The sequence below is a fragment of the Saonia flava genome (genome assembly GCF_011927795.1).
Lineage (GTDB): Bacteria > Bacteroidota > Bacteroidia > Flavobacteriales > Flavobacteriaceae > Saonia > Saonia flava.
Map to the genome: position 1 here is coordinate 1,206,163 of NZ_JAATJJ010000001.1, position 19,926 is coordinate 1,226,088.

Below are 19,926 nucleotides of genomic sequence, written 5' to 3' on the forward strand. Positions count from 1 at the left end.
TGATAAATTCCAAAAACACTCACATTAAAATACTCCAAGGACATTTAAAGTTTAAAAAAAGAATCTACAAATTCAAATTTATTAAAGACTTGTAAATCTTCTATGCCTTCACCTACCCCAATATACTTAACAGGAATTTGAAATTGGTCAGAAATACCAATAACCACACCACCCTTTGCTGTTCCATCCAATTTAGTGACTGCCAATGATGTTACTTCTGTGGCCTTTGTAAACTGTTTGGCCTGCTCAAAAGCGTTTTGACCTGTAGAACCATCCAAAACCAACAATACATCATGTGGTGCATTATCTACCACCTTGTCCATCACACGCTTTATTTTGGTAAGCTCGTTCATTAAGTTAATCTTATTATGTAAACGGCCAGCTGTATCAATTATAACAACGTCCGCTTCAGTGGTTACTGCCGAGCTCAAGGTATCAAAAGCAACGGAGGCCGGGTCACTACCCATTTTTTGTTTGATAATAGGTACATCAACACGGTCTGCCCAAACCTGTAATTGGTCAATTGCAGCAGCTCTAAAAGTATCGGCAGCACCCAATACCACCTTATATCCTTGGCTTTTAAATTGATGTGCTAATTTACCTATGGTAGTGGTCTTACCTGCTCCATTTACCCCAACCACCATTATTACATAAGGCTTTTTGGTATTTGGAATTTTAAACTCGGTTTCCTCTCCAATATTAGTTTCCGAAAGCAAGCCTGCTATTTCTTCCCTAAGAATTGTTTGGAGTTCATCAGTACCCATATATTTATCCTTGGATACCCGAGCCTCAATTCGGTCAATGATTTTAAGGGTAGTGTTAACACCAACATCGGAAGTCACCAAAACTTCCTCAAGATTATCCAAAACATCATCATCAACTTTGGATTTTCCTGCTACAGCTTTTCCTAATTTGTTAAAAAATGAGGTCTTGGTCTTTTCCAAGCCCTTGTCCAAAGTTTCTTTTTTCTTTGAAGAAAATATATTTTTAAATAAGCTCATTTACATTAAAATAGAAAATCAAAGATAGGAAAGTATGATGATAATTCTAGCAATGTAAAAATTGCGTTTTTTAGAAAGTTCTAAAAACAAAAAAGCCACTTTCATATGAAAGTGGCTTTCCAACCAAAATACTTGGTAAGCTTGTTATTTCTTATTCAACCAGTCATTCACCAATTCTGGCGCCATTACTGATTCTACAAAAGTATATGCACCACTCTTAGGTGACTTTACCATTTTTACGGCTTTTGTTAATCTTTTTGAACTCGTTTGCAACGAGGCTACGGTCTTCTTTGCCATGACTTATTATTTTATCTCTTTATGAACTGTCATTCTCTTTAAGATAGGGTTGAATTTTTTGATTTCCATCCTATCTGGAGTATTTTTCTTATTCTTTGTAGTAATGTACCTAGAAGTACCTGGCTTTCCAGACTCCTTATGCTCTGTACATTCTAATATAACTTGAATTCTATTGCCTTTCTTCGCCATAGTTATATAAATTAAACAGGATTACTTAATTAACCCTTTACCTTTTGCTTCTTTTAAAACTGCAGAAATCCCTTTCTTGTTGATACTTTTTAAAGCTCTTGCAGATACTTTTAAAGTAACCCAACGGTCCTCTTCTGGAATATAAAAACGCTTTTTAGAAAGATTTACGTCAAATCTTCTTCTGGTTTTATTAATAGAGAAAGATACGTTATTACCAAACATAGCCTTCTTTCCGGTGATTTCACAAACTTTTGACATTACACTACTTTTTGTGTGATTTTAAACAGGGTGCAAATTTATATCTTTTTTATGGGACGTACAAAATTCTTTTTTAGAATTTTAATATTTCTTTTTGCAGCAATTCAAATGCCTTGTTTACAGACTTTTCTACTATCCTTTCCCTATGGTTTCCCATATTAAATTTTTTGGCAAAAACATCCTTGGGAGTGGCGATGGCAATAAATACTGTTCCCACATCTTCATCAGAGTCACCTTTGGTTGGCCCCGCATTGCCAGTCGTGGCAATGGCAAAATCAGTTTTTAGCAGTTGCTTTACTTTCGAGGCCATTGATACCGCCACTTCCTGGCTCACTACCGAATGTTTTTTTACCAAATCCTCATCAATACCAAGAACTTCGATTTTGGTTTGTGTGGCGTAACTCACCACACTCCCTTTAAAATAATTGGAAGCCCCTGGCATGGCCGTTATTCTTTCTGCTATTTTCCCTCCAGTAAAACTTTCTGCCGTAGCCAAGGTCATTTTCCTAGATGTCAATAGTTTAGCGACAAGTGCCTCTATAGTTTCATCCTCTTCTTCTCCATATATAATATCACCAATTAGAGTATATAATTTTTTAACTTCTTCGTTTACTGCATCTACCAGCAATTCCCTATTATTTCCCTTTGCAGTTAATCGCAATCTAACTCTCCCCAAATTGGGCAGGTATGCCAAACTTACGAAACTGGGCAGGCCATTTTCCCAAGGTTCAATTTTTTCAGCTATTCCACTTTCCCCCATGCCATAGGTCATAATGGTTTTATGGACTATATAAGGACGTTTGAATGTTTCTTGAATTTTAGGAATCACTTCATTTTTTATAAGATTTTTCATTTCAAAAGGAACACCAGGCAATGAAACAAACACAGTTTCATCCTTTTGAATCCAAATCCCAGGAGCGGTTCCATATGCATTGTGCAAAACACTTGCCTTAGAGGGCACCAAAGCTTGCCTTCTATTTAAGTCAGATATAGTGGTGGTGGTTATATGCTTTTGAAAAAGCTCTTCTACATGTTTTAATACTTCTTCATCTTTGACCAAGGTGTCATTAAAAAAATCACACAACGTATGTTTGGTAATATCATCCTTGGTTGGGCCCAATCCTCCCGTTAGAATAACAATACTAGACCGTGATTGAGCTTCACTTAAAGAATTTAAAATATGCTCCCTATTATCTTGTACGGAGGTAATTTGATAGACCGAAACACCAATTTTATTAAGTTCCTTGGCAATAAAGGCAGAATTGGTATCCACAATTTGACCGATGAGGATTTCGTCCCCAATGGTTATAATTTCTGCAAACATTAAAAATCAAAATCTTTTTCAAGCTCCGAAATTACCTGAAGAACATCCTTCTTTAAAAGAGGGAATCTCTCTTTAATTTCCAGTTCATTTTCAGGATCTTTTCCCAGAGTTTCTATTTCCAAAGCAGTGGCCCGGGTTTGTTCCATTCCCAACAAATCCACATTAGGTTTTATCTTATGGGCCAATTTATAGATATTCTCATAATCCTTTCCCTCAATGGCAACTTCCAAAGCCTCCAGATCAGCCGGGACTTCTTCCAAAAAAACGGAGATTACAGATGTGATAAAATCCGTATCACCTTCCGCCATTTCATTTATTTTATCTAAACTATAAATCATTACTTAATTTTAACTGTAAACATTTCCTCATCTTCCAACTTTCCAGAAAGGTAGTCATTTGTACTTATTTTACCAACTCCAGCAGGTGTTCCCGTAAAAATAACATCTCCTTTTTTTAACATAAAATAGGTGGACACATAGGCTATGAGCTCATCTATTTTCCAGAGCATGAGGCTCGTATTTCCATTCTGGACAAGCTCATTGTTTTTTAATAACGAAAAATTTAAACTGTTTAAATCCTTAAAAATTGTCTTGGGCAACCATTTTCCAATTACGGCAGCACCATCAAAACCTTTAGCTTTTTCCCAAGGCAATCCTTTTTCCTTCAATTTTGACTGTAAATCCCTTGCTGTAAAATCTATTCCAAGACCTACTTCATCATAATAAGTGTGCGCAAATTTCTTGTCAATATGCTTCCCTACTTTCTTTATTTTAACCAAAACTTCTACCTCATAATGAATATCATTGGAAAATTCTGGGATATAAAAATCCTGCTCCTTTGGCAATATTGAAGAATCTGGCTTTATAAAAACCACTGGTTCCGTTGGCCTCTCATTTTCCAACTCTTTAATGTGGTCCACATAATTTCTACCTATACAAATAATTTTCATTTACTTTTTTCTTTGGACAGTTTTAAACTTATGGCGGGAATAAAATTCTTTGATTTATCTTTTGATTTTACTTTAAAGTCAATCCATTCGCCCATTCCATATACCATTGCTTTCAGGTTTTTGTCATTTACATAAACCCCGCCAAAAGTTGGCGCAAACCTATCTTCAACAATATGCTTATTAGTTACTGGGCTTTTCTCTACCATTTTATACCAATTATAAGGGATAAATAACCATTCCAAGCCTATATAGATACCTTCTTCTGGCATTTTAATTTTAAAGGCAGATAAATCTGCACTTACAAAATCCTGAGCAAAATCACACTCCAAAATAATACTTTCATTGATAAGGTCTCTTCTTGGTTTTTGGGTTCTTGGATCTACATCATAAACACGTATTCGAAATTTAGATGTTAATCTTCTAAAATCAGTTTTTTGAAAAAAAACAGTGGCCTTTTCTACAACTTTATTCTGCGCCCCAATATTTGGAAAATAAAGCGCTAGAACCCATGGTGTATGTGAAGATGAAAAACCACTGGTAATTGAATGACTGTTAATTGGATTTAAAACGAAAGAGTCTCCCATATTTTCAGATAAGACCACCTCATCTAACTTATAGGACTCTTCAATCAATCTTATTTTTTTACTGTTAAACAATATTCGAGCATCAACAATGGTATCTTTATACCCTAAAGAGGATATATGTACTTTTTTTTCTAAGTGAGATGTGGGTATATCCAAAAAGAAATGTCCATTTTCGTCTGTTGAAGTCCCTTTTAATGTATTTAAAAAACTTAAATTCACATAAGGTATTGGATTGTGGTTTTTACTATCATAAATATCCCCCTCGAACAATACTTCCTGAGCGCTAGTGATATAAACGAATAAAAAAAACAATAGGGACACTCGCATTTAACCCAATTTATTGTTCATTTTGCTCAATTTAATTTGTGTCAATACTTTTTTTGTGTACAAAGGAAAATCTGCATTTAATATCCATCCAAAATAACCTGGTTCCTTTTCCAGAACATCATGAACTTTTTTTCCCTTATGTTTTCCAAACGAAAATATTTCCTCTCCATCTTTATCCATTGCAATAAAACCTGCAAAATCAACAAATTGTCTTCGAGTAGTAAACTCGGATAACTTCTTAATATTGTTTTCCAATTCTGGATAGCGGTCCAACTGAGAAAGTAGAACCTCGTAAGTTGCATTGGTGTCCGCTTCCGCACTATGTGCATCGGTTAAATTTTTATCGCAATAAAATTTGTAGGCAGCTTCCAAAGTTCGTTTTTCCATTTTATGAAAAATGGTCTGCACATCAACAGAAACAGTACTTTTCATATCAAAATCCACATCCGATCGCAGCATTTCCTCTGCTAACAGAGGTATATCAAACCTATCTGAATTATACCCTCCCAAATCGCTTCCTTTTATCATGGTATAAATTTCCTTGGAGAGTTCCTTAAAAGTTGGTTCTTTGGCAACTTTTTCATTGGAAATCCCATGTATGGCAATTACCTCATCGGGTATGGTCATTTCTGGATTTACCAACCATGTCCTACTTTCCTTATTTCCATTGGGAAATACTTTTAATATAGAAATTTCAACTATTCTATCCTTCGCCACATTGGTCCCTGTGGTTTCCAAATCAAAAAAACAAATGGGTCTTGTGAGTTTTAACTCCATAATTAAAAATTCTCCTAAAATTTATTTGACAGCCTCTGGTTTATTAAATTTCCCTGTTTTCGTCCCAAGCCTCTAAATAATCGGCCACGGCCTTTATAAACATTCCACCCATGGCACCATTTACCACTCTGTGATCATAACTGTGTGATAGAAACATCTTGCTTCTAATTCCAATAAAATCACCCTCATTGGTCTCTATCACCGATGGCATCTTTCTAATAGCTCCCAAGGCCAGAATCCCCACCTGTGGCTGATTGATAATGGGTGTGCCAAAAACACTTCCAAAGGAACCAACATTAGTCACAGTATAAGTACCGTTCTTAACCTCATCTGGTTTTAATTCATTGTTTTTTGCTCTATAAGCCAAATCATTGACAGCCTTGGCCATTCCCATCAAATTCAATTGGTCCGCATTTTTAATGACCGGCACTATAAGATTACCATCTGGTAAGGCCGCGGCCATCCCAATATTGATGTTCTTCTTTTTTATAACCGTATCCCCATTTACAGAAATATTCAACATTGGATACATTTTCAAAGCCTTGGCAATGGCTTCCATAAAAATTGGGGTAAAGGTTAATTTCTCCCCTTCCCTCTTTTCAAAAACATCTTTAACCTTGTTACGCCAATTTACAATTTTGGTGACATCAACCTCTATAAAACTTTGAACATGTGCAGAGGTAGATACACTATCCGACATATGTTGGGCAATTAGCTTACCCATACGAGTCATTGGAACAACTTCGTCTTCCTTACTTATATATGTTGACTGTGATGTATTGATTGGTTTTGAAACACTTTCCAATTTAACCGGTTCACTTTGAACAACTGGTTTTTTGGGCTGTCCATTGGAAATCTCAGGAGTTATTTTTCCAAGTTTTCTTTTTTCAATGTATTCCAATAGATCATTCTTGGTTACCCTACTTTCTTTTCCAGTTCCTTTTATGGTATCCAATTCGGCAATGGGAACCCCTTCTTGTTTAACTATATTTTTCACCAAAGGAGAATAAAATCTATCCGTACCACTATAATCCCGCACGGGAGCGACCACTGTCTCTTTAGCCTCCACTATAACCTGTTGCAGTTCCTTTATTGTTTCCTCTGGGACAGGAATTTCTATTTCCTCATCCTCAATATCATCATAAGTGCTTTCCCCTTCAACTTCTATTATTGCAACGGTGTCACCTACATTAATAACATCATCAACATTAAAAAGTTTTTCCACCAAAACACCTTCCACTTCACTGGGAACATCTGAATCTACCTTATCTGTGGCAATTTCAAAAATAGCCTCATCCAATTCAATTTTATCCCCAACATCCTTTAACCAAGAAGTAAGAGTTGCCTCTGCAACACTCTCTCCCATTTGTGGCAATTTTAATTCAAACTTTGACATACTGTTTTTTAATCCTTATTAATCTACAATGCTTTTATGGAATTTTCAAACGGAATCCTGTTCATAATACTTCTTCCCAATGTAATTTCATCTGCATATTCCAATTCATCCCCCACTGCAATTCCCCTTGCAATGGTAGAGGTCTTAATATTCATTCCTTCCAATTGTTTATAAATATAAAAATTTGTGGTATCCCCTTCCATGGTGGAACTCAAAGCAAAAATCAGTTCTTTTATTTCTCCATTTTTGGCCTTTTCCACCAAAGAACCAATGGTCAAATCTTGCGGACCAATTCCTTCCATTGGTGAAATCTTCCCTCCAAGGACATGGTAAAGTCCTCTATATTGACCCGTATTTTCAATGGCCATTACATCCCTAATATCCTCTACCACACAGACCAAACTCTTATCCCTTTTATTATTGCCGCAAATTTCACACAAAGCAACATCGGAAATATTGTGACAGCTTGTACAGAATTTAATATCGCTCCTCAATACCTGTATGGCATTGGACAGCCTTACACTCTGTTCTTTTGGCTGTTTCAATAAATGCAATACCAATCGCAAAGCCGTTCTTTTCCCAATACCTGGCAACTGTGACATTTCATAAACTGCATTTTCTAATAATTTGGATGAAAATTCCATAAATGCAAAATTACAATTTTAGATTTATGTTTTAAGTTTTTGTACTTTGCATCTGAAATTTATTTTTATGACTGCATCGCACATTCTGTTATTGATAGGCGGCTATTTTCTTTTGCTTTTACTGATTTCCTATTTCACTGGAAAAAACGATTCCAACCTTGATTTTTTTAAAGCGGGCAAGCAATCTCCTTGGTATTTAGTTGCTTTTGGGATGATTGGCGCCTCTTTGTCCGGTGTTACCTTTATTTCTGTTCCTGGATGGGTGCAAAGCTCCCAATTTAGTTATATGCAGGTCGTTTTTGGCTATCTCTTTGGCTATTTTATAATAGCCTATATTCTTTTACCTATTTATTATAAATTAAATGTCACCTCCATTTATGAATATTTGGAACAACGCTTTGGCACGGTAAGTTATAAGACAGGCGCATTCTTTTTCTTTATTTCCAGAGTTTTGGGTGCCTCTTTTCGCCTTTTCCTTGTTGCCATTGTATTACAACAGTTTGTTTTTGATGCATGGAACGTTCCTTTTGAGGTCACTGTGGCGCTTTCCATCTTATTGATTTGGATCTACACTTTTAAAGGAGGAATAAAAACCATCGTTTGGACAGATACGCTACAGACCTTGTTTATGCTAATTGCCGTTGGACTGTCCATTTATTTCATTAATCAAAAACTGGAATGGAGCTTTACAGAGTTTTTAGCATCAAGTGAACTAAAGCAATACAGCAAAATATTATTTACAGATGATTTCTTTGTCAAAAACCATTTTCTTAAATCCTTTATAGGAGGAATATTCATTACCATTTGCATGACGGGGCTGGATCAAGATATGATGCAAAAAAACCTAACATGTAAAAACTTAAAAGATGCCCAAAAGAATATGGTTTCTTTTAGCTTGGTTCTTATTATAGTGAACTTTGTCTTTTTACTGCTTGGAGCCCTATTGTTTATTTATGCCGAAAGATTTCAAATCGCAACCCCTTTAATGGATGGCACTCCAAAATCTGACCTTCTTTTTCCAGAAATAGCATTGAACAGTGATTTGGGAATGACAGTTGCCATTACATTTATGTTAGGGCTTATAGCAGCAGCATACAGTAGTGCAGATAGCGCATTGACATCGCTTACCACCTCCTTTTGTGTAGACTTTTTAGAAATTGAAAAGAAAGAAGAGGCAAAAAGAAAAAAACTAAGAAAAAGTACACATATAGCCATGAGCGTGCTTTTGATCATAGTCATTATTATTTTTAAACATGTATTGGATAGAAATGTAATTGATGGCTTATTAACAGTGGCAACATATACCTATGGACCCCTTTTAGGTCTTTTTGCATTTGGCATATTAACCAAGTATAAAATCCATGACAAATATACGTGGATAGTTGCCCTGGTTTCTGTTGCCATAATTTACACCATAGCAAAAATTCCAGCTGACTATTTGGGGGGGTACATTGTTGGGTACGAATTGCTTCCAATAAATGGACTGTTAACATTTTTTGGAATGTTTTTAATACGCAAAAAGTAGTCCTTTTCCTTTGGTAATTAAGGATGTTTATGTCTTCTCAAATTTTAGTATTGATTTGTGGCTAACAAAACCAATGTGCATGCCTCTAAAACTTCAATATTATTATTTCTTAACACCTTGTAAAAGTCAATGTTTTCAGTACCTGGGTTAAAAATCACCCTTTTTGGAGCAAGCTCAACAATAGTTTTATAAAAGTCTTTTTGAGTTTTTGGATTCATATACAAAGTTATGGTATGAATGTTTTGAAATTCTTGTAAATTAGTCTTAATTTGTACTCCGAAAGCTTCCCCTTCTTTCTCACCAAAAGCCTCTGTGCTAACATTGTTGTCCACGAGTCGTTTTATAGCAAGATTGCTATAACGATTTGGTTTTAAAGAGGCTCCAAAAACTAAGGTTTTTTTCATATGTTAAAGTATGTTAATGACTGTAACGAATATTAAAAAAAATCGTCTATTCATAGTAATAAAAGTTAAGTCATTGGTACTGTTATATTTTTTTTATAGTTAATGGTTAGTGTTTAGTATAGCATGTCAATGATAGAAACCCGGAGCTTTGCTTCGGGTTTTATTTTTTCTATTAGTTCACTAAAAGACGAATTCCTTTCACTATTTGTTAAAAAGAAAAATAGTTGTAACATATCAGGTTTCCCATCGTCTTATTCTCAACATCAATTAATTCAATCAAAAACGAACAGAATGAAAAAAGTAACTCTACTTTTTGCACTATTTTTCTATGGTGCAATTACAGCAAATCCCTTTACAGACCCAACCGATTTAAAGATAGGAACCATTGTGGGTAAGGTAATAGACAATCTTGAACAACAACCCGTAGCCTATGCCGCAATTGTTATTAAATCTGAGGATGGTTCTGCAACTATTACAGGTGGCATAACAACAGATGACGGTTCTTTTGAGGTTAAGGACCTACCCGAAGGAAAATTACTTATGGAAGTTCAATTTATTGGATACAAAACACATTCCCAACCCATTACAATAACCAAAAGCAATAAAAAATTGGATTTGGGAACTATTATTTTAGAGGAAGAAACCCAAGAACTAACAGGAGTTGAAGTTGTTGCAGAACGTACCACCATTGAGCAAAAAATAGACAGAAAGGTAATCAATGTAGGTAAGGACCTTACCACCGCTGGAGCTACTGCCTCGGATATCATGAACAATATTCCATCTGTAAATGTGGACTCCCAAACAGGAGATTTAACGCTAAGAGGTAATTCCAATGTCAGGGTTATGGTAGATGGAAAACTATCCAATGTTCCTGTAGCTCAATTACTAAAACAAATTCCTTCCACATCCATAAAATCAATAGAATTAATAACCAATCCTTCTGCCAAATATAATCCAGAAGGTATGAGTGGAATCATCAACATTGTACTTCATAAAAATGCAAATATTGGCTTTAACGGCAATATAAATACAGGTTTAAGCAAAGGAAAAAATGCTCGGTTCAATAGTTCCATTGACTTAAATTATAGAAACGGGAAATTTAATCTGTATGGTAATTATGGCAATAACATAGGCAAGCAAAGCAACTTTGGCTATATAAAAAGGCTGGATGAAAATTCTGAGCAGTTATTTGATTTCTTCAACAACAACAAATCCCATTTATATAAAGTAGGTTTTGATTTTTATTTAGATGACAATAATACTGTTTCCTTTTTCACTAATCAGAATATGTATGATGGCAAAGGAAGTGGAGATACAGATGTTGTTTATTATAATGACCCTGCCAGAAATACTGCTCAGCTTTTTAACAATACAAACGATAACTTAAGTGAACAATACAATTTTGATTACAAGCACGACTTTAAAAAAGAAGGGCATAACATTGAATTGGAAGTAGATTATAATCATTTTGACAGCGATGAGGATGCCCATTTTAGCTCTACTGGTGCGGCGCGCTTTCCAGATTATCAAGATTTTGTAAATACAGATAGAACACAGACCATTGCTAATTTGGATTATGTAAACCCGATAGATTCTATTTCCAAATTGGAATTGGGAGTTGAAGCCCGCGTTTTTAAGACCGATGTGGACTATGCCTCCACAGGGTTGTCATTTAACGCTAATGGAATTTTAAGACCTACACCGGATACAGATTTTGTTTATGCCATGGATATTTACTCGGCTTACGCCACCTTTGGTCAAACTAGGGGCAAATTATCGTATCAGGCAGGTATAAGGGTAGAAAATGTAGAAGTTAAGGCAGACACCAACCAAGTGCGGTCCTTTACAGACAAATATACGCAAGTGTACCCATCGGCATTTTTAACATATGCTGCAAGTGATGAAAACCAATTTCAATTGAGTTATAGTAAAAGAGTGGACAGACCGGGGTTACAACAAGTAAACCCTATTAGACAATGGTCCACACCTTTAATTTCATCTTTTGGGAATGAAACACTGGTGCCTCAGTTTACCAATTCCTTCGAGGCCAACTACACCAGAAGATTTGAAAAAGGGAGTGTTACTTCAGGTGTCTTTTATAGAAGTATTACCGATGAAATCAACAGAGCGGTTTATATTGATCGTCTGGATTTTAACAAAACCATTTTAACCTTTGATAATTTCGACAATACATCTGCCTACGGCTTAGAGGTTTCCACTACTTACAGACCTACAAAATGGTGGAATATAAACGGAAGTTTTGATTTGTTTTCACAAACCCAACGAGGGATTACAGAAAGCTTGCTTACAGCGGATAACAATACGGCAACAGAAGATGATATTGTTATTGAAGAAACAGAAGTTGACAATGTTTCTTGGAACTTTAGAATGAACAACAGTTTTACGGTAACTAAAAAATTAAACCTACAGCTCTTTGGTTTTTATAGAGGTGCCAACCAAACCCTACAATTTGAGATAGAACCTATGTACTTTGTAAATATGGGTGTTAGATATACTTTTGCCGAAGGAAAAGGAACTGTTAGCATAAACATGAACGACATCTTTAACACTATGCGTTTTGCCTTTGATGCAAAAAGACCTTATGCACAAAAAGGGCAGTTTAATTGGGAGAGCAGAAATATATATATTGGCACATCTTACAGGTTTGGTAGTGGCAAGAATAGAGCTGCACAAAGAAAAAGAAGGGATAGTAATACCAAACAAGGCGGTGGCGGAATCATATAGTTTTTTTTGATATAATATATCTAGGAATTGGTTGGTTATAACTAGATAGTATTGTATCAATAAAAAAACCCGGGACAAATGTCCCGGGTTTTTGGTTTTGCAAAAATTGGCCAATACAAGCGCAACTAATTTATTTCAATATACTTTTCTGCATATGGCATATAGTCTTTCCCAAATTCTTTGGCCATTTTATCAGGAAAAACATGAAAGCTTCCATTCTCTAATGCCTTTATAATACCTTCAGAAACTACTGTTGCCGGCTCAGCAATATCCTTCATTCCTGCCTCGGCTCCCATATCTGTATCTATTGGACCAGGGTGTACACTAATAACCCGAATATTCTTGGGTTTCATACATTCTTTTAAACTTTGAGTGAAAGAATAGCTTGCCGCTTTTGATGCAGAATACGTACCAAAAGTTTTCCCTCCAATAATAGAAGCAATAGAATTTATTTGAACAAATACTCCTCCTCCATTTCTTTCTAAAGCAGGAGTAAAAGCTCTTGCCATTCGCAAGAGTCCAAAAACATTCACCTCGAGTTCTTTTTTAAAAACTGTTTCCACATTAGCATCTAGGGGGCTTGTTAAAGTTAATACGCCTGCATTGTTAACTACTACATCAACATCTTGCACCTCTTTTGCCAACTCCGCGACCGTTTCTGGAATAGATAAATCTAAATAAACGGAGACAACTTTATTTCCATACTTCTGCTCCAACTCTATTGTAGATTCTAAGTTTCTTACAGCTAGGTAAACTTTTTTCGCTCCATGAGCAAGAAAAGAATTCACAATTTCCTTGCCTATTCCCCTATTTGCACCGGTCACAAGTGCTGTTTTATCATTTAGCGAAATCATACCCTCTTACCACCTAATAATGGCACTGCCCCAGGTAAAACCACTACCAAAAGCTGCTAAAACCACTAAGTCACCTTTTTTTATCTTTCCCTGCTCCCAAGCTTCGGTCAAAGCAATAGGTATGGAGGCCGCAGTGGTGTTCCCATATTTCATGATATTATTAAAAACCTGATCATCTTGTAACCCAAATTTCTTCTGTATAAATTGGGAGATTCTCAAATTGGCTTGGTGGGGTATCAACATATTAATATCGCTTACCGCCAATTTATTGGCCTGTAAACCTTCCATAATCACCTCGCTAAAACGCACTACCGCATTTTTAAAGACAAATTGGCCGTTCATATGTGGGTAATAAGATTCATCATTTGGATCGTTATCTTCCAAAATATCCGTGACCCAGCGTTTTCCCATTCCTGGAGCAATCAATGAAAGTTCCTCAGCATGCTGCCCTTCAGAATGTAAATGTGTAGTCAAAATACCTTTGGTTGTATCCTCTTCCCTACTCAAAACAGCCGCACCTGCGCCATCGCCAAAAATTACGGAGACCCCTCTACCGCGAGTGGTCATATCCATACCATGGGAATGCAATTCCGAGCCAATAACCAAGATGTTTTTATACATACCTGTTTTTATGTATTGATCTGCTACAGAAATGCCGTATACAAATCCGGAACATTGGTTCCTAACATCCAAGGCACCAACTGTTTTAATCCCTAAATCTCTTTGTACCAAAACTCCTGGCCCAGGAAAGTAATAGTCCGGACTAAGTGTAGCAAATACAATAAAATCAATATCGTTTTTGTCAATCCCAGCACGTTCTATAGCAATCTTTGCTGCTTTTACACCCATAGATGTGGTAGTGTCCTCACCTCCTTTTAGCACATGTCTTCGTTCTTTAATGCCTGTCCGTTCTTGTATCCATGCATCATTTGTATCCATCATCTTGGATAAATCATCATTGGTCACCACATTTTCTGGCACGTAATAACCCAGTCCAGTAATTTTTGAATTGTACATTTTATGATTTTATTATTTTTTGAAACGTTTGAATGCGAAATATAAGAAGAATTATATTCTAAGATACAAAAAACATAAAAAGTGTCAGTTTGTCATTACCATGCAGTATGGTATTTTTTTTGACTAAGAATAAACATTAACACAAAAATTTAATGAAGTATGGCTACAGGTAAAATTAATGTTTCCGTTGAGAACATATTTCCCTTAATAAAAAAATTCCTTTACAGTGATCATGAGATTTTCCTTAGAGAACTAATTTCCAATGGGACAGATGCTACCTTAAAATTAAAGCACCTAACATCTATTGGCGAAGCAAAAGTTGAATATGGAAACCCTAGGCTGGAGGTTAAAATAGACAAAGAGGGCAAAAAATTACATGTTATTGACCAAGGAATTGGAATGACAGCTGATGAAGTAAAAAAATATATTAATGAATTGGCTTTTTCTGGAGCCGAAGAGTTTTTAAACAAATATGACGATGGTGCTAAAGATTCTGGCATTATTGGTCATTTTGGTCTTGGTTTTTATTCTGCGTTTATGGTGGCTGAAAAAGTTGAGATAATTACCAAAAGTTATAAGGATGAACCAGCAGCACATTGGACGTGCGATGGTTCACCCAATTTCACTTTAAAAAAGTCTGATAAAAAAGATAGAGGAACAGAAATTATTCTTCATATAGCCGAAGATTCCATGGAGTTTCTAGAAGAAACCAGAATAAGTGGCTTATTAAGCAAGTATAACAAGTTTATGCCCATTCCTATAAAGTTTGGGACCAAAACTGAAACTTTGCCAAAACCTGAGGGTGCAAAGGAGGAAGAGCCCGCACCTACTAAGGAAGTGGATAACATTATCAACAATCCCAATCCAGCTTGGACAAAGCAACCAGCGGATCTTAAAGAAGAAGATTATAAAGGATTTTATAGAGAGCTCTATCCTATGCAGTTTGAAGAGCCTCTTTTTAACATTCACCTAAATGTGGACTATCCTTTTAACCTCACAGGAATTCTTTATTTTCCAAAATTAACGAACGACCTCAACATTCAGAAAGACAGAATTCAATTGTATCAAAATCAGGTTTTTGTGACCGATAATGTTGAAGGAATAGTACCTGAGTTTTTGACTATGTTGCGTGGCGTAATAGATTCACCAGATATTCCTTTAAATGTTTCTCGTTCCTATTTACAGGCAGATGGTGCCGTAAAGAAAATATCATCTTATATAAGCCGAAAGGTCGCAGATAAATTATCATCCCTGTTTAAAAACAACCGTGAGGATTTTGAAGCAAAATGGAACGATATTAAAATTGTAATAGAATACGGAATGCTTTCCGATGATAAATTCTATGAAAAAGCTGACAAATTTGCACTATACCCAACGGTAGACGGCAACTATTTCACTTTTGAGGAACTTCAAGAAAAAATAAAGGATAACCAAACGGATAAAGATGAGAAATTGGTTGTTCTATATGCTTCAGACAAAGAGGCACAACATAGCTATATTGAAGCTGCGAAAGCTAAAGGTTTTGAAGTACTGTTGCTGGATTCACCTATTATATCGCATTTAATGCAAAAATTGGAAACTTCTAAGGAGAAAATTTCCTTTGCCCGTGTAGATGCAGACCATTTGGATAATCTTATTAAAAAAGAAGATTCCCAAATCTCCAAATTATCAGATGAGGAAAAAGAAAAGCTCAAGACCAATTTAGAAGAGGTAATTCCAACAGATAGGGGATATACCATACAAATGGAGGCTATGGATAGTGCTGCATCCCCTTTTATCATTACAGAACCCGAGTTCATGCGTAGAATGAAGGAAATGCAGCAAACCGGTGGCGGTGGCGGTATGTTTGGAATGGGCGGTATGCCAGAGATGTACAATCTTATTGTAAACACTAACCACGAATTGGTTGGTGAAATTTTAAACACCAAGACAGCAAAGAAAAGGGAGCGCTTAATAAATCAATCTCTTGATTTAGCTCGTCTTTCCAAAGGGCTTCTTAAAGGTAAGGAGCTAACTGACTTCATTAACAGAAGTTATGAAATGATTAAATAGGTTTTGTAACCTATAAATATTAAAGGGCCAACATTAATTTGTTGGCCCTTTTGTTTTTATCTTTAAATCATGAGCAATCCATGGCACTTTTACCTAATGGTCTTAATTTATATTAGTTCCGGTCTTTTACATTTTGTAAAACCCAAAGCCTACATGAGGATTATGCCCAGATATTTACCCCACCATAAACTTCTGGTCTATTTTAGTGGAGCTGCCGAGCTTCTTTTAGGTATTGGACTATGTTATTCCAAAACCAAAAATTTCTCAATTTATGGCATTATTACCATGTTGTTGATATTTCTATTGGTACATGTATATATGTTACAAGAAAAAAAAGCCTCTCTGGGACTCCCAAACTGGGTGTTATTTTTAAGAATTCCGCTTCAGTTTGTTCTAATGTATTGGGCATACCAATATTTAATATAGAAGAATCTTGCTTAATTACTAAGAAAGTCATATCTTAATATAAGGATATTTAGTGATTCTTTATAGAGTGATTTATTAATTAAGTAAACGCTCTTTGTCAAAAAAAAGAAAGTCCTATTTTACTCAAAAAAAAAGACTAAAATTGACCTACAGACTTATTAATTGCAGGGAGCAAAATCATTAACAATATAAATTTTATACTTTCTTAATTAAATATCAGGTGAAATTTTTCAAAGTATTTCCTTACTTAGTGTAAGGAATTTAATCCTTGCGATTCTTGCTGTTATTTTAGTACAACTAGTTTTGATTTTTCAAAAAAGTATATAGGGGGTTTTTAAATAATATTTAACCAATATGGCGATAGACCTAAGTTTTACAATGCTAATAAAGGCTTTGGGTTTAATCCAAGGTTTGCTCATTGGGGCTTTCCTCTTGTTTACTAATAATCAAAAAAGTAAGGCAAGGTTATTTCTTGGTCTGTATATTCTATTTTTGGGAATACAGTTTGGAGAATCACTTTTAGCAGAATTACATTTTACAGACACATACCCCCTACTTTTGTTTTTACCTTTAAACTCATCATGGTTAAGGGCTGCTTTGTTCTTTAATTATGTACAAAGAATATCCATTTTTTCTTCTAAAGAAAATGGGTATAAATTCTTGATTCCCGGTATTATTTGGTTTGTAGCACAAACGATACTTTTCTTAATGCCAATAGACATCAAAATAAAACTGGCAGATACCAGATATATGAATATTTTTTCTGGGCTAGGCCTAATATATGGTTTTTCTTTGGCCATCTACACTTTAATATATATTAGAAGACACTTTAAGGAAGTTAAAAACCAGTACTCTAATTTGGCGAACAAAAGATTAGCATGGGCATGGCAATTTATCATTTTATCTCTTGTACCGCTTCTTATACTTATTACTTCTCTTATTTTTAATTTTTCCCACAACCTGCATTTAATTTTGGGATCTTATGCCCTTTTCCTACTATATTGGATTTCTATTCACGGTGTAATGCAACCTTCTATAAAATCTCTTGTCTGGGAAAAAACCTATAAGAATGAAGGACCATCCAACTCTAATAAGAAATCAATAAGCAATGCATCCAGTAAAAATCTCTTGGAGATCATAAATTTGACCAATTCCCACATTATTTCTACAAAATCCTATCTTAATAAGGATCTTACCATTTTAGAGGTAGCTCAAGAGTTAGATTTACACCCTAGGCCAATTTCTGCAGCTATAAATGCCATAAACAAGGAAAACTTTAACTCTTATATTAATAGATTTAGAATAAACGAGGCCATTAAGCTATTAAATAGTGGCCAAGTAGGCCATTTAACAATAGAAGGTGTTGGTTCGCAAGTGGGCTTCCAAAGTAAAAGTGCTTTCTATGGGGCGTTTAAAAAAATTACTGGAACAACTCCTTCCAATTATCACAAAAATAGAGCGCAATAGAACAACAATTTGTTTTATATTCAGAAATCAGAACTTTAAAACTTCAAAAAAATAGTATTCCAAAACTAATTCTTCGCAACTTTAGTATTTAGATATTAGTGTTATGAAGGGGACAAGGAAATTTTTATTAATAATTTTAGTAATTATTTGGTCCACCTTTATTATATGGCAAGCTATTATAAGAAAATGGGCCAAAGAACACCCTAGCTTTTTTAGAGCGGATTTAATTATTATACTTCCTCTTACAATAATCCTAACCATTTATATTTTATACATCATTAGAAAGCATAAAAACTAATGCCCGCTTCATAAAGTATTGATATTCATTAACAATATCCGATTTCCATTCCAATTCACATTTTGACTATTTTCTATTATTTAGAACACAAATGCGTTAATTTTATACAAAAATTACATATATTTTAACAAATAATTGTTTTGGACATCAATTACAACATAATATCTTTTATTGACATCCTAGGTTGTGTTCAAGGAATCATTATAGGAATGACAATCCTGATCATGAACAAAAACAAAAAGAAGCCTAGAACATATTTAGGCCTATTTATAGTTTTATGGGGGGGGCAGTTTATGGTTGGCCCTTTAGAAGCTATGAGTATAACAACAGTCTATCCAGCACTCCTTTTTATTCCAATTAATTCCTCGTGGTTGTTAATGCCCTTGTTTTTTCTATATGTTCAAAGGACTTCCATTTTTGCAAACAACAAAACAGGATATTGGCTATTAATTCCAGGTATTATTTCCTTTTTATTGCAACTATTCTGTTTTTTACTTCCTGTAAGTAAAAAAATTCAACTAAAAGATTCTAATGTAATTCCTGCTTTTTGGTTTGCATCAATAATTTATGCGCTCATAGTTTCTGCATACATCATCTATTATATTTCCCTCCATAAAAAGGAAATAACAAATCAATATTCCTCTACAGATCATAAAAAACTTAATTGGGCATGCTATTTTGTAATATTCCTATCCATTCCAATACTAATTCTAATTAAAAGAAATTTTATTGAAGACTCTGTAAATATGGAATTGTTTTTTTCATGTTATACTGTTTTACTTATGTACTGGCTATCCATACAAGGTTTAAGACAGACTCAAATAATGACACTAATGCCAGTGGAAAATCCTGTCAATTCCACTAAACTTTTTTCAAGGCCTAAAAATAAATTATCAAAAAATGATGTTGACCAAGGTCTAAAAGATATCGTTAACGAACTTAATACATATTTGAAAAGTTCCCAATTATATTTAAATAAGGACTTAACAATTAGCGAAATAGCAGAATATCTTAAAATACATCCAAAACGAATTTCAACGGCCATTAATAACGTTACCAACCAAAATTTCAACTCCTATATTAATAAATTTCGTATTGAAAAAGCGTTGGAATTAATGAATGGTGTTCATCTACGAAATTACAGTATAGAGGGCATAGGCGAAGAAGTTGGCTTTAATAGTAAAAGTGCCTTTTATTCTTCCTTTAAAAAAAACACCGGCACCACACCTTCCAACTATATGGGTAAGCCTACCGGAAAAGGATAAATACACAAAAAATTAAGTTCTAAAAACCAGTTCTAATTCCTGAAAAACACCCCGAGGTGAAGTTCTGATTCCTGAAAAAAGAATCTTACTTGCTTTAAAATCATACAATTAGTTCTAAATTCTGAAT

20 protein-coding genes are annotated in these 19,926 nt (G+C 34.8%); 6 read left to right on the forward strand and 14 right to left on the reverse strand.

Annotated elements, in window-relative coordinates:
- Positions 1–44 precede the first annotated feature (44 nt).
- The 11 genes from ftsY to recR all read right to left on the reverse strand — a co-directional run bounded on the left by ftsY (position 45) and on the right by recR (position 7,746).
- The gene (gene ftsY, locus GGR42_RS05250) at positions 45–1,001 is read right to left on the reverse strand and encodes a signal recognition particle-docking protein FtsY (RefSeq protein ID WP_167961544.1); all 957 of its coding nucleotides are present in this window, start codon (positions 999–1,001) and stop codon (positions 45–47) included.
- 144 nt (positions 1,002–1,145) lie between these two features.
- On the reverse strand, positions 1,146–1,298 hold the full coding sequence (locus GGR42_RS05255; protein ID WP_167961546.1) for a DUF4295 domain-containing protein: 153 nt from the start codon (positions 1,296–1,298) through the stop codon (positions 1,146–1,148).
- A 6-nt stretch (positions 1,299–1,304) separates the two neighbouring features.
- Positions 1,305–1,487, reverse strand: a complete 183-nt coding sequence (rpmG, locus tag GGR42_RS05260; RefSeq protein WP_072764828.1) for a 50S ribosomal protein L33 — start codon at positions 1,485–1,487, stop codon at positions 1,305–1,307.
- A gap of 21 nt (positions 1,488–1,508) precedes the next feature.
- A complete protein-coding gene (rpmB, locus tag GGR42_RS05265; RefSeq protein ID WP_167961548.1) occupies positions 1,509–1,745 on the reverse strand; it encodes a 50S ribosomal protein L28 in 237 nt (78 codons plus the stop codon).
- A 73-nt stretch (positions 1,746–1,818) separates the two neighbouring features.
- Positions 1,819–3,069, reverse strand: coding sequence for a competence/damage-inducible protein A (locus GGR42_RS05270; RefSeq protein ID WP_167961550.1), 1,251 nt, complete (start codon positions 3,067–3,069; stop codon positions 1,819–1,821).
- Positions 3,069–3,407: an Hpt domain-containing protein gene (locus GGR42_RS05275; RefSeq protein WP_167961552.1), complete on the reverse strand. Its 339-nt coding sequence runs from the start codon at positions 3,405–3,407 to the stop codon at positions 3,069–3,071. The genes GGR42_RS05270 and GGR42_RS05275 overlap by 1 nt, the downstream gene beginning before the upstream one ends.
- Positions 3,407–4,018 carry a fumarylacetoacetate hydrolase family protein gene (locus GGR42_RS05280; RefSeq protein ID WP_167961554.1) on the reverse strand — a complete coding sequence of 204 codons (612 nt, stop codon included), beginning with the start codon at positions 4,016–4,018 and terminating at the stop codon, positions 3,407–3,409. The genes GGR42_RS05275 and GGR42_RS05280 overlap by 1 nt, the downstream gene beginning before the upstream one ends.
- Positions 4,015–4,929 (reverse strand): carboxypeptidase-like regulatory domain-containing protein, encoded by a 915-nt coding sequence (locus tag GGR42_RS05285; RefSeq protein WP_167961556.1) that lies wholly within the window; start codon positions 4,927–4,929, stop codon positions 4,015–4,017. The genes GGR42_RS05280 and GGR42_RS05285 overlap by 4 nt, the downstream gene beginning before the upstream one ends.
- Complete coding sequence (locus GGR42_RS05290; protein WP_167961558.1) at positions 4,930–5,706, reverse strand: 3'-5' exonuclease; 777 nt, start codon at positions 5,704–5,706, stop codon at positions 4,930–4,932.
- 43 nt (positions 5,707–5,749) lie between these two features.
- Entirely contained in the window at positions 5,750–7,102 is a 1,353-nt protein-coding gene (locus GGR42_RS05295) for a dihydrolipoamide acetyltransferase family protein (protein WP_167961560.1), read from the reverse strand.
- Between the two features lie 23 nt (positions 7,103–7,125).
- Positions 7,126–7,746, reverse strand: a complete 621-nt coding sequence (gene recR, locus GGR42_RS05300) for a recombination mediator RecR (protein ID WP_167961562.1) — start codon at positions 7,744–7,746, stop codon at positions 7,126–7,128.
- 67 nt (positions 7,747–7,813) lie between these two features.
- Here recR and GGR42_RS05305 point away from each other — a divergent pair, with 67 nt between their 5' ends.
- Complete coding sequence (locus tag GGR42_RS05305; protein ID WP_167961564.1) at positions 7,814–9,271, forward strand: sodium:solute symporter; 1,458 nt, start codon at positions 7,814–7,816, stop codon at positions 9,269–9,271.
- Positions 9,272–9,315: 44 nt separating this feature from the next.
- On the opposite strand, the gene GGR42_RS05310 is transcribed toward GGR42_RS05305, so the two are convergent.
- Positions 9,316–9,675, reverse strand: a complete 360-nt coding sequence (locus tag GGR42_RS05310; RefSeq protein ID WP_167961566.1) for a CoA-binding protein — start codon at positions 9,673–9,675, stop codon at positions 9,316–9,318.
- A 291-nt stretch (positions 9,676–9,966) separates the two neighbouring features.
- On the opposite strand from GGR42_RS05310, the gene GGR42_RS05315 reads away from it, so the two are divergent.
- On the forward strand, positions 9,967–12,420 hold the full coding sequence (locus GGR42_RS05315) for an outer membrane beta-barrel family protein (protein ID WP_167961568.1): 2,454 nt from the start codon (positions 9,967–9,969) through the stop codon (positions 12,418–12,420).
- Positions 12,421–12,545: 125 nt separating this feature from the next.
- On the opposite strand, the gene GGR42_RS05320 is transcribed toward GGR42_RS05315, so the two are convergent.
- Together GGR42_RS05320 and GGR42_RS05325 are read right to left on the reverse strand one after the other, a co-directional pair.
- Positions 12,546–13,274 (reverse strand): SDR family oxidoreductase, encoded by a 729-nt coding sequence (locus GGR42_RS05320; RefSeq protein WP_167961570.1) that lies wholly within the window; start codon positions 13,272–13,274, stop codon positions 12,546–12,548.
- Between the two features lie 6 nt (positions 13,275–13,280).
- Entirely contained in the window at positions 13,281–14,291 is a 1,011-nt protein-coding gene (locus GGR42_RS05325; RefSeq protein WP_167961572.1) for a 3-oxoacyl-ACP synthase III family protein, read from the reverse strand.
- 159 nt (positions 14,292–14,450) lie between these two features.
- Here GGR42_RS05325 and htpG point away from each other — a divergent pair, with 159 nt between their 5' ends.
- From htpG to GGR42_RS05345, 4 genes are all read left to right on the forward strand, one after another.
- Positions 14,451–16,343 carry a molecular chaperone HtpG gene (htpG, locus tag GGR42_RS05330; RefSeq protein WP_167961574.1) on the forward strand — a complete coding sequence of 631 codons (1,893 nt, stop codon included), beginning with the start codon at positions 14,451–14,453 and terminating at the stop codon, positions 16,341–16,343.
- A gap of 69 nt (positions 16,344–16,412) precedes the next feature.
- A complete protein-coding gene (locus GGR42_RS05335; protein ID WP_167961576.1) occupies positions 16,413–16,769 on the forward strand; it encodes a DoxX family protein in 357 nt (118 codons plus the stop codon).
- Between the two features lie 354 nt (positions 16,770–17,123).
- Positions 17,124–18,236, forward strand: coding sequence for a helix-turn-helix domain-containing protein (locus GGR42_RS05340; protein WP_167961583.1), 1,113 nt, complete (start codon positions 17,124–17,126; stop codon positions 18,234–18,236).
- Positions 18,237–18,758: 522 nt separating this feature from the next.
- Complete coding sequence (locus GGR42_RS05345; RefSeq protein WP_167961585.1) at positions 18,759–19,799, forward strand: helix-turn-helix domain-containing protein; 1,041 nt, start codon at positions 18,759–18,761, stop codon at positions 19,797–19,799.
- Positions 19,800–19,926 lie beyond the last annotated feature (127 nt).

Bases quoted from the DNA above. Each gene is read 5' to 3' on its own strand.
- GGR42_RS05325 (WP_167961572.1), bottom strand. From the start codon at position 14,291: ATGTACAATTCAAAAATTACTGGACTGGGTTATTACGTGCCAGAAAAT.
- rpmG (WP_072764828.1), bottom strand. From the start codon at position 1,487: ATGGCGAAGAAAGGCAATAGAATTCAAGTTATATTAGAATGTACAGAG.
- GGR42_RS05270 (WP_167961550.1), bottom strand. From the start codon at position 3,069: ATGTTTGCAGAAATTATAACCATTGGGGACGAAATCCTCATCGGTCAA.
- GGR42_RS05345 (WP_167961585.1), top strand. From the start codon at position 18,759: ATGAACAAAAACAAAAAGAAGCCTAGAACATATTTAGGCCTATTTATA.
- GGR42_RS05290 (WP_167961558.1), bottom strand. From the start codon at position 5,706: ATGGAGTTAAAACTCACAAGACCCATTTGTTTTTTTGATTTGGAAACC.
- rpmB (WP_167961548.1), bottom strand. From the start codon at position 1,745: ATGTCAAAAGTTTGTGAAATCACCGGAAAGAAGGCTATGTTTGGTAAT.
- GGR42_RS05295 (WP_167961560.1), bottom strand. From the start codon at position 7,102: ATGTCAAAGTTTGAATTAAAATTGCCACAAATGGGAGAGAGTGTTGCA.
- recR (WP_167961562.1), bottom strand. From the start codon at position 7,746: ATGGAATTTTCATCCAAATTATTAGAAAATGCAGTTTATGAAATGTCA.
- GGR42_RS05285 (WP_167961556.1), bottom strand. From the start codon at position 4,929: ATGCGAGTGTCCCTATTGTTTTTTTTATTCGTTTATATCACTAGCGCT.
- htpG (WP_167961574.1), top strand. From the start codon at position 14,451: ATGGCTACAGGTAAAATTAATGTTTCCGTTGAGAACATATTTCCCTTA.
- GGR42_RS05275 (WP_167961552.1), bottom strand. From the start codon at position 3,407: ATGATTTATAGTTTAGATAAAATAAATGAAATGGCGGAAGGTGATACG.
- GGR42_RS05305 (WP_167961564.1), top strand. From the start codon at position 7,814: ATGACTGCATCGCACATTCTGTTATTGATAGGCGGCTATTTTCTTTTG.
- ftsY (WP_167961544.1), bottom strand. From the start codon at position 1,001: ATGAGCTTATTTAAAAATATATTTTCTTCAAAGAAAAAAGAAACTTTG.
- GGR42_RS05320 (WP_167961570.1), bottom strand. From the start codon at position 13,274: ATGATTTCGCTAAATGATAAAACAGCACTTGTGACCGGTGCAAATAGG.
- GGR42_RS05335 (WP_167961576.1), top strand. From the start codon at position 16,413: ATGAGCAATCCATGGCACTTTTACCTAATGGTCTTAATTTATATTAGT.
- GGR42_RS05315 (WP_167961568.1), top strand. From the start codon at position 9,967: ATGAAAAAAGTAACTCTACTTTTTGCACTATTTTTCTATGGTGCAATT.
- GGR42_RS05340 (WP_167961583.1), top strand. From the start codon at position 17,124: ATGGCGATAGACCTAAGTTTTACAATGCTAATAAAGGCTTTGGGTTTA.
- GGR42_RS05280 (WP_167961554.1), bottom strand. From the start codon at position 4,018: ATGAAAATTATTTGTATAGGTAGAAATTATGTGGACCACATTAAAGAG.
- GGR42_RS05255 (WP_167961546.1), bottom strand. From the start codon at position 1,298: ATGGCAAAGAAGACCGTAGCCTCGTTGCAAACGAGTTCAAAAAGATTA.
- GGR42_RS05310 (WP_167961566.1), bottom strand. From the start codon at position 9,675: ATGAAAAAAACCTTAGTTTTTGGAGCCTCTTTAAAACCAAATCGTTAT.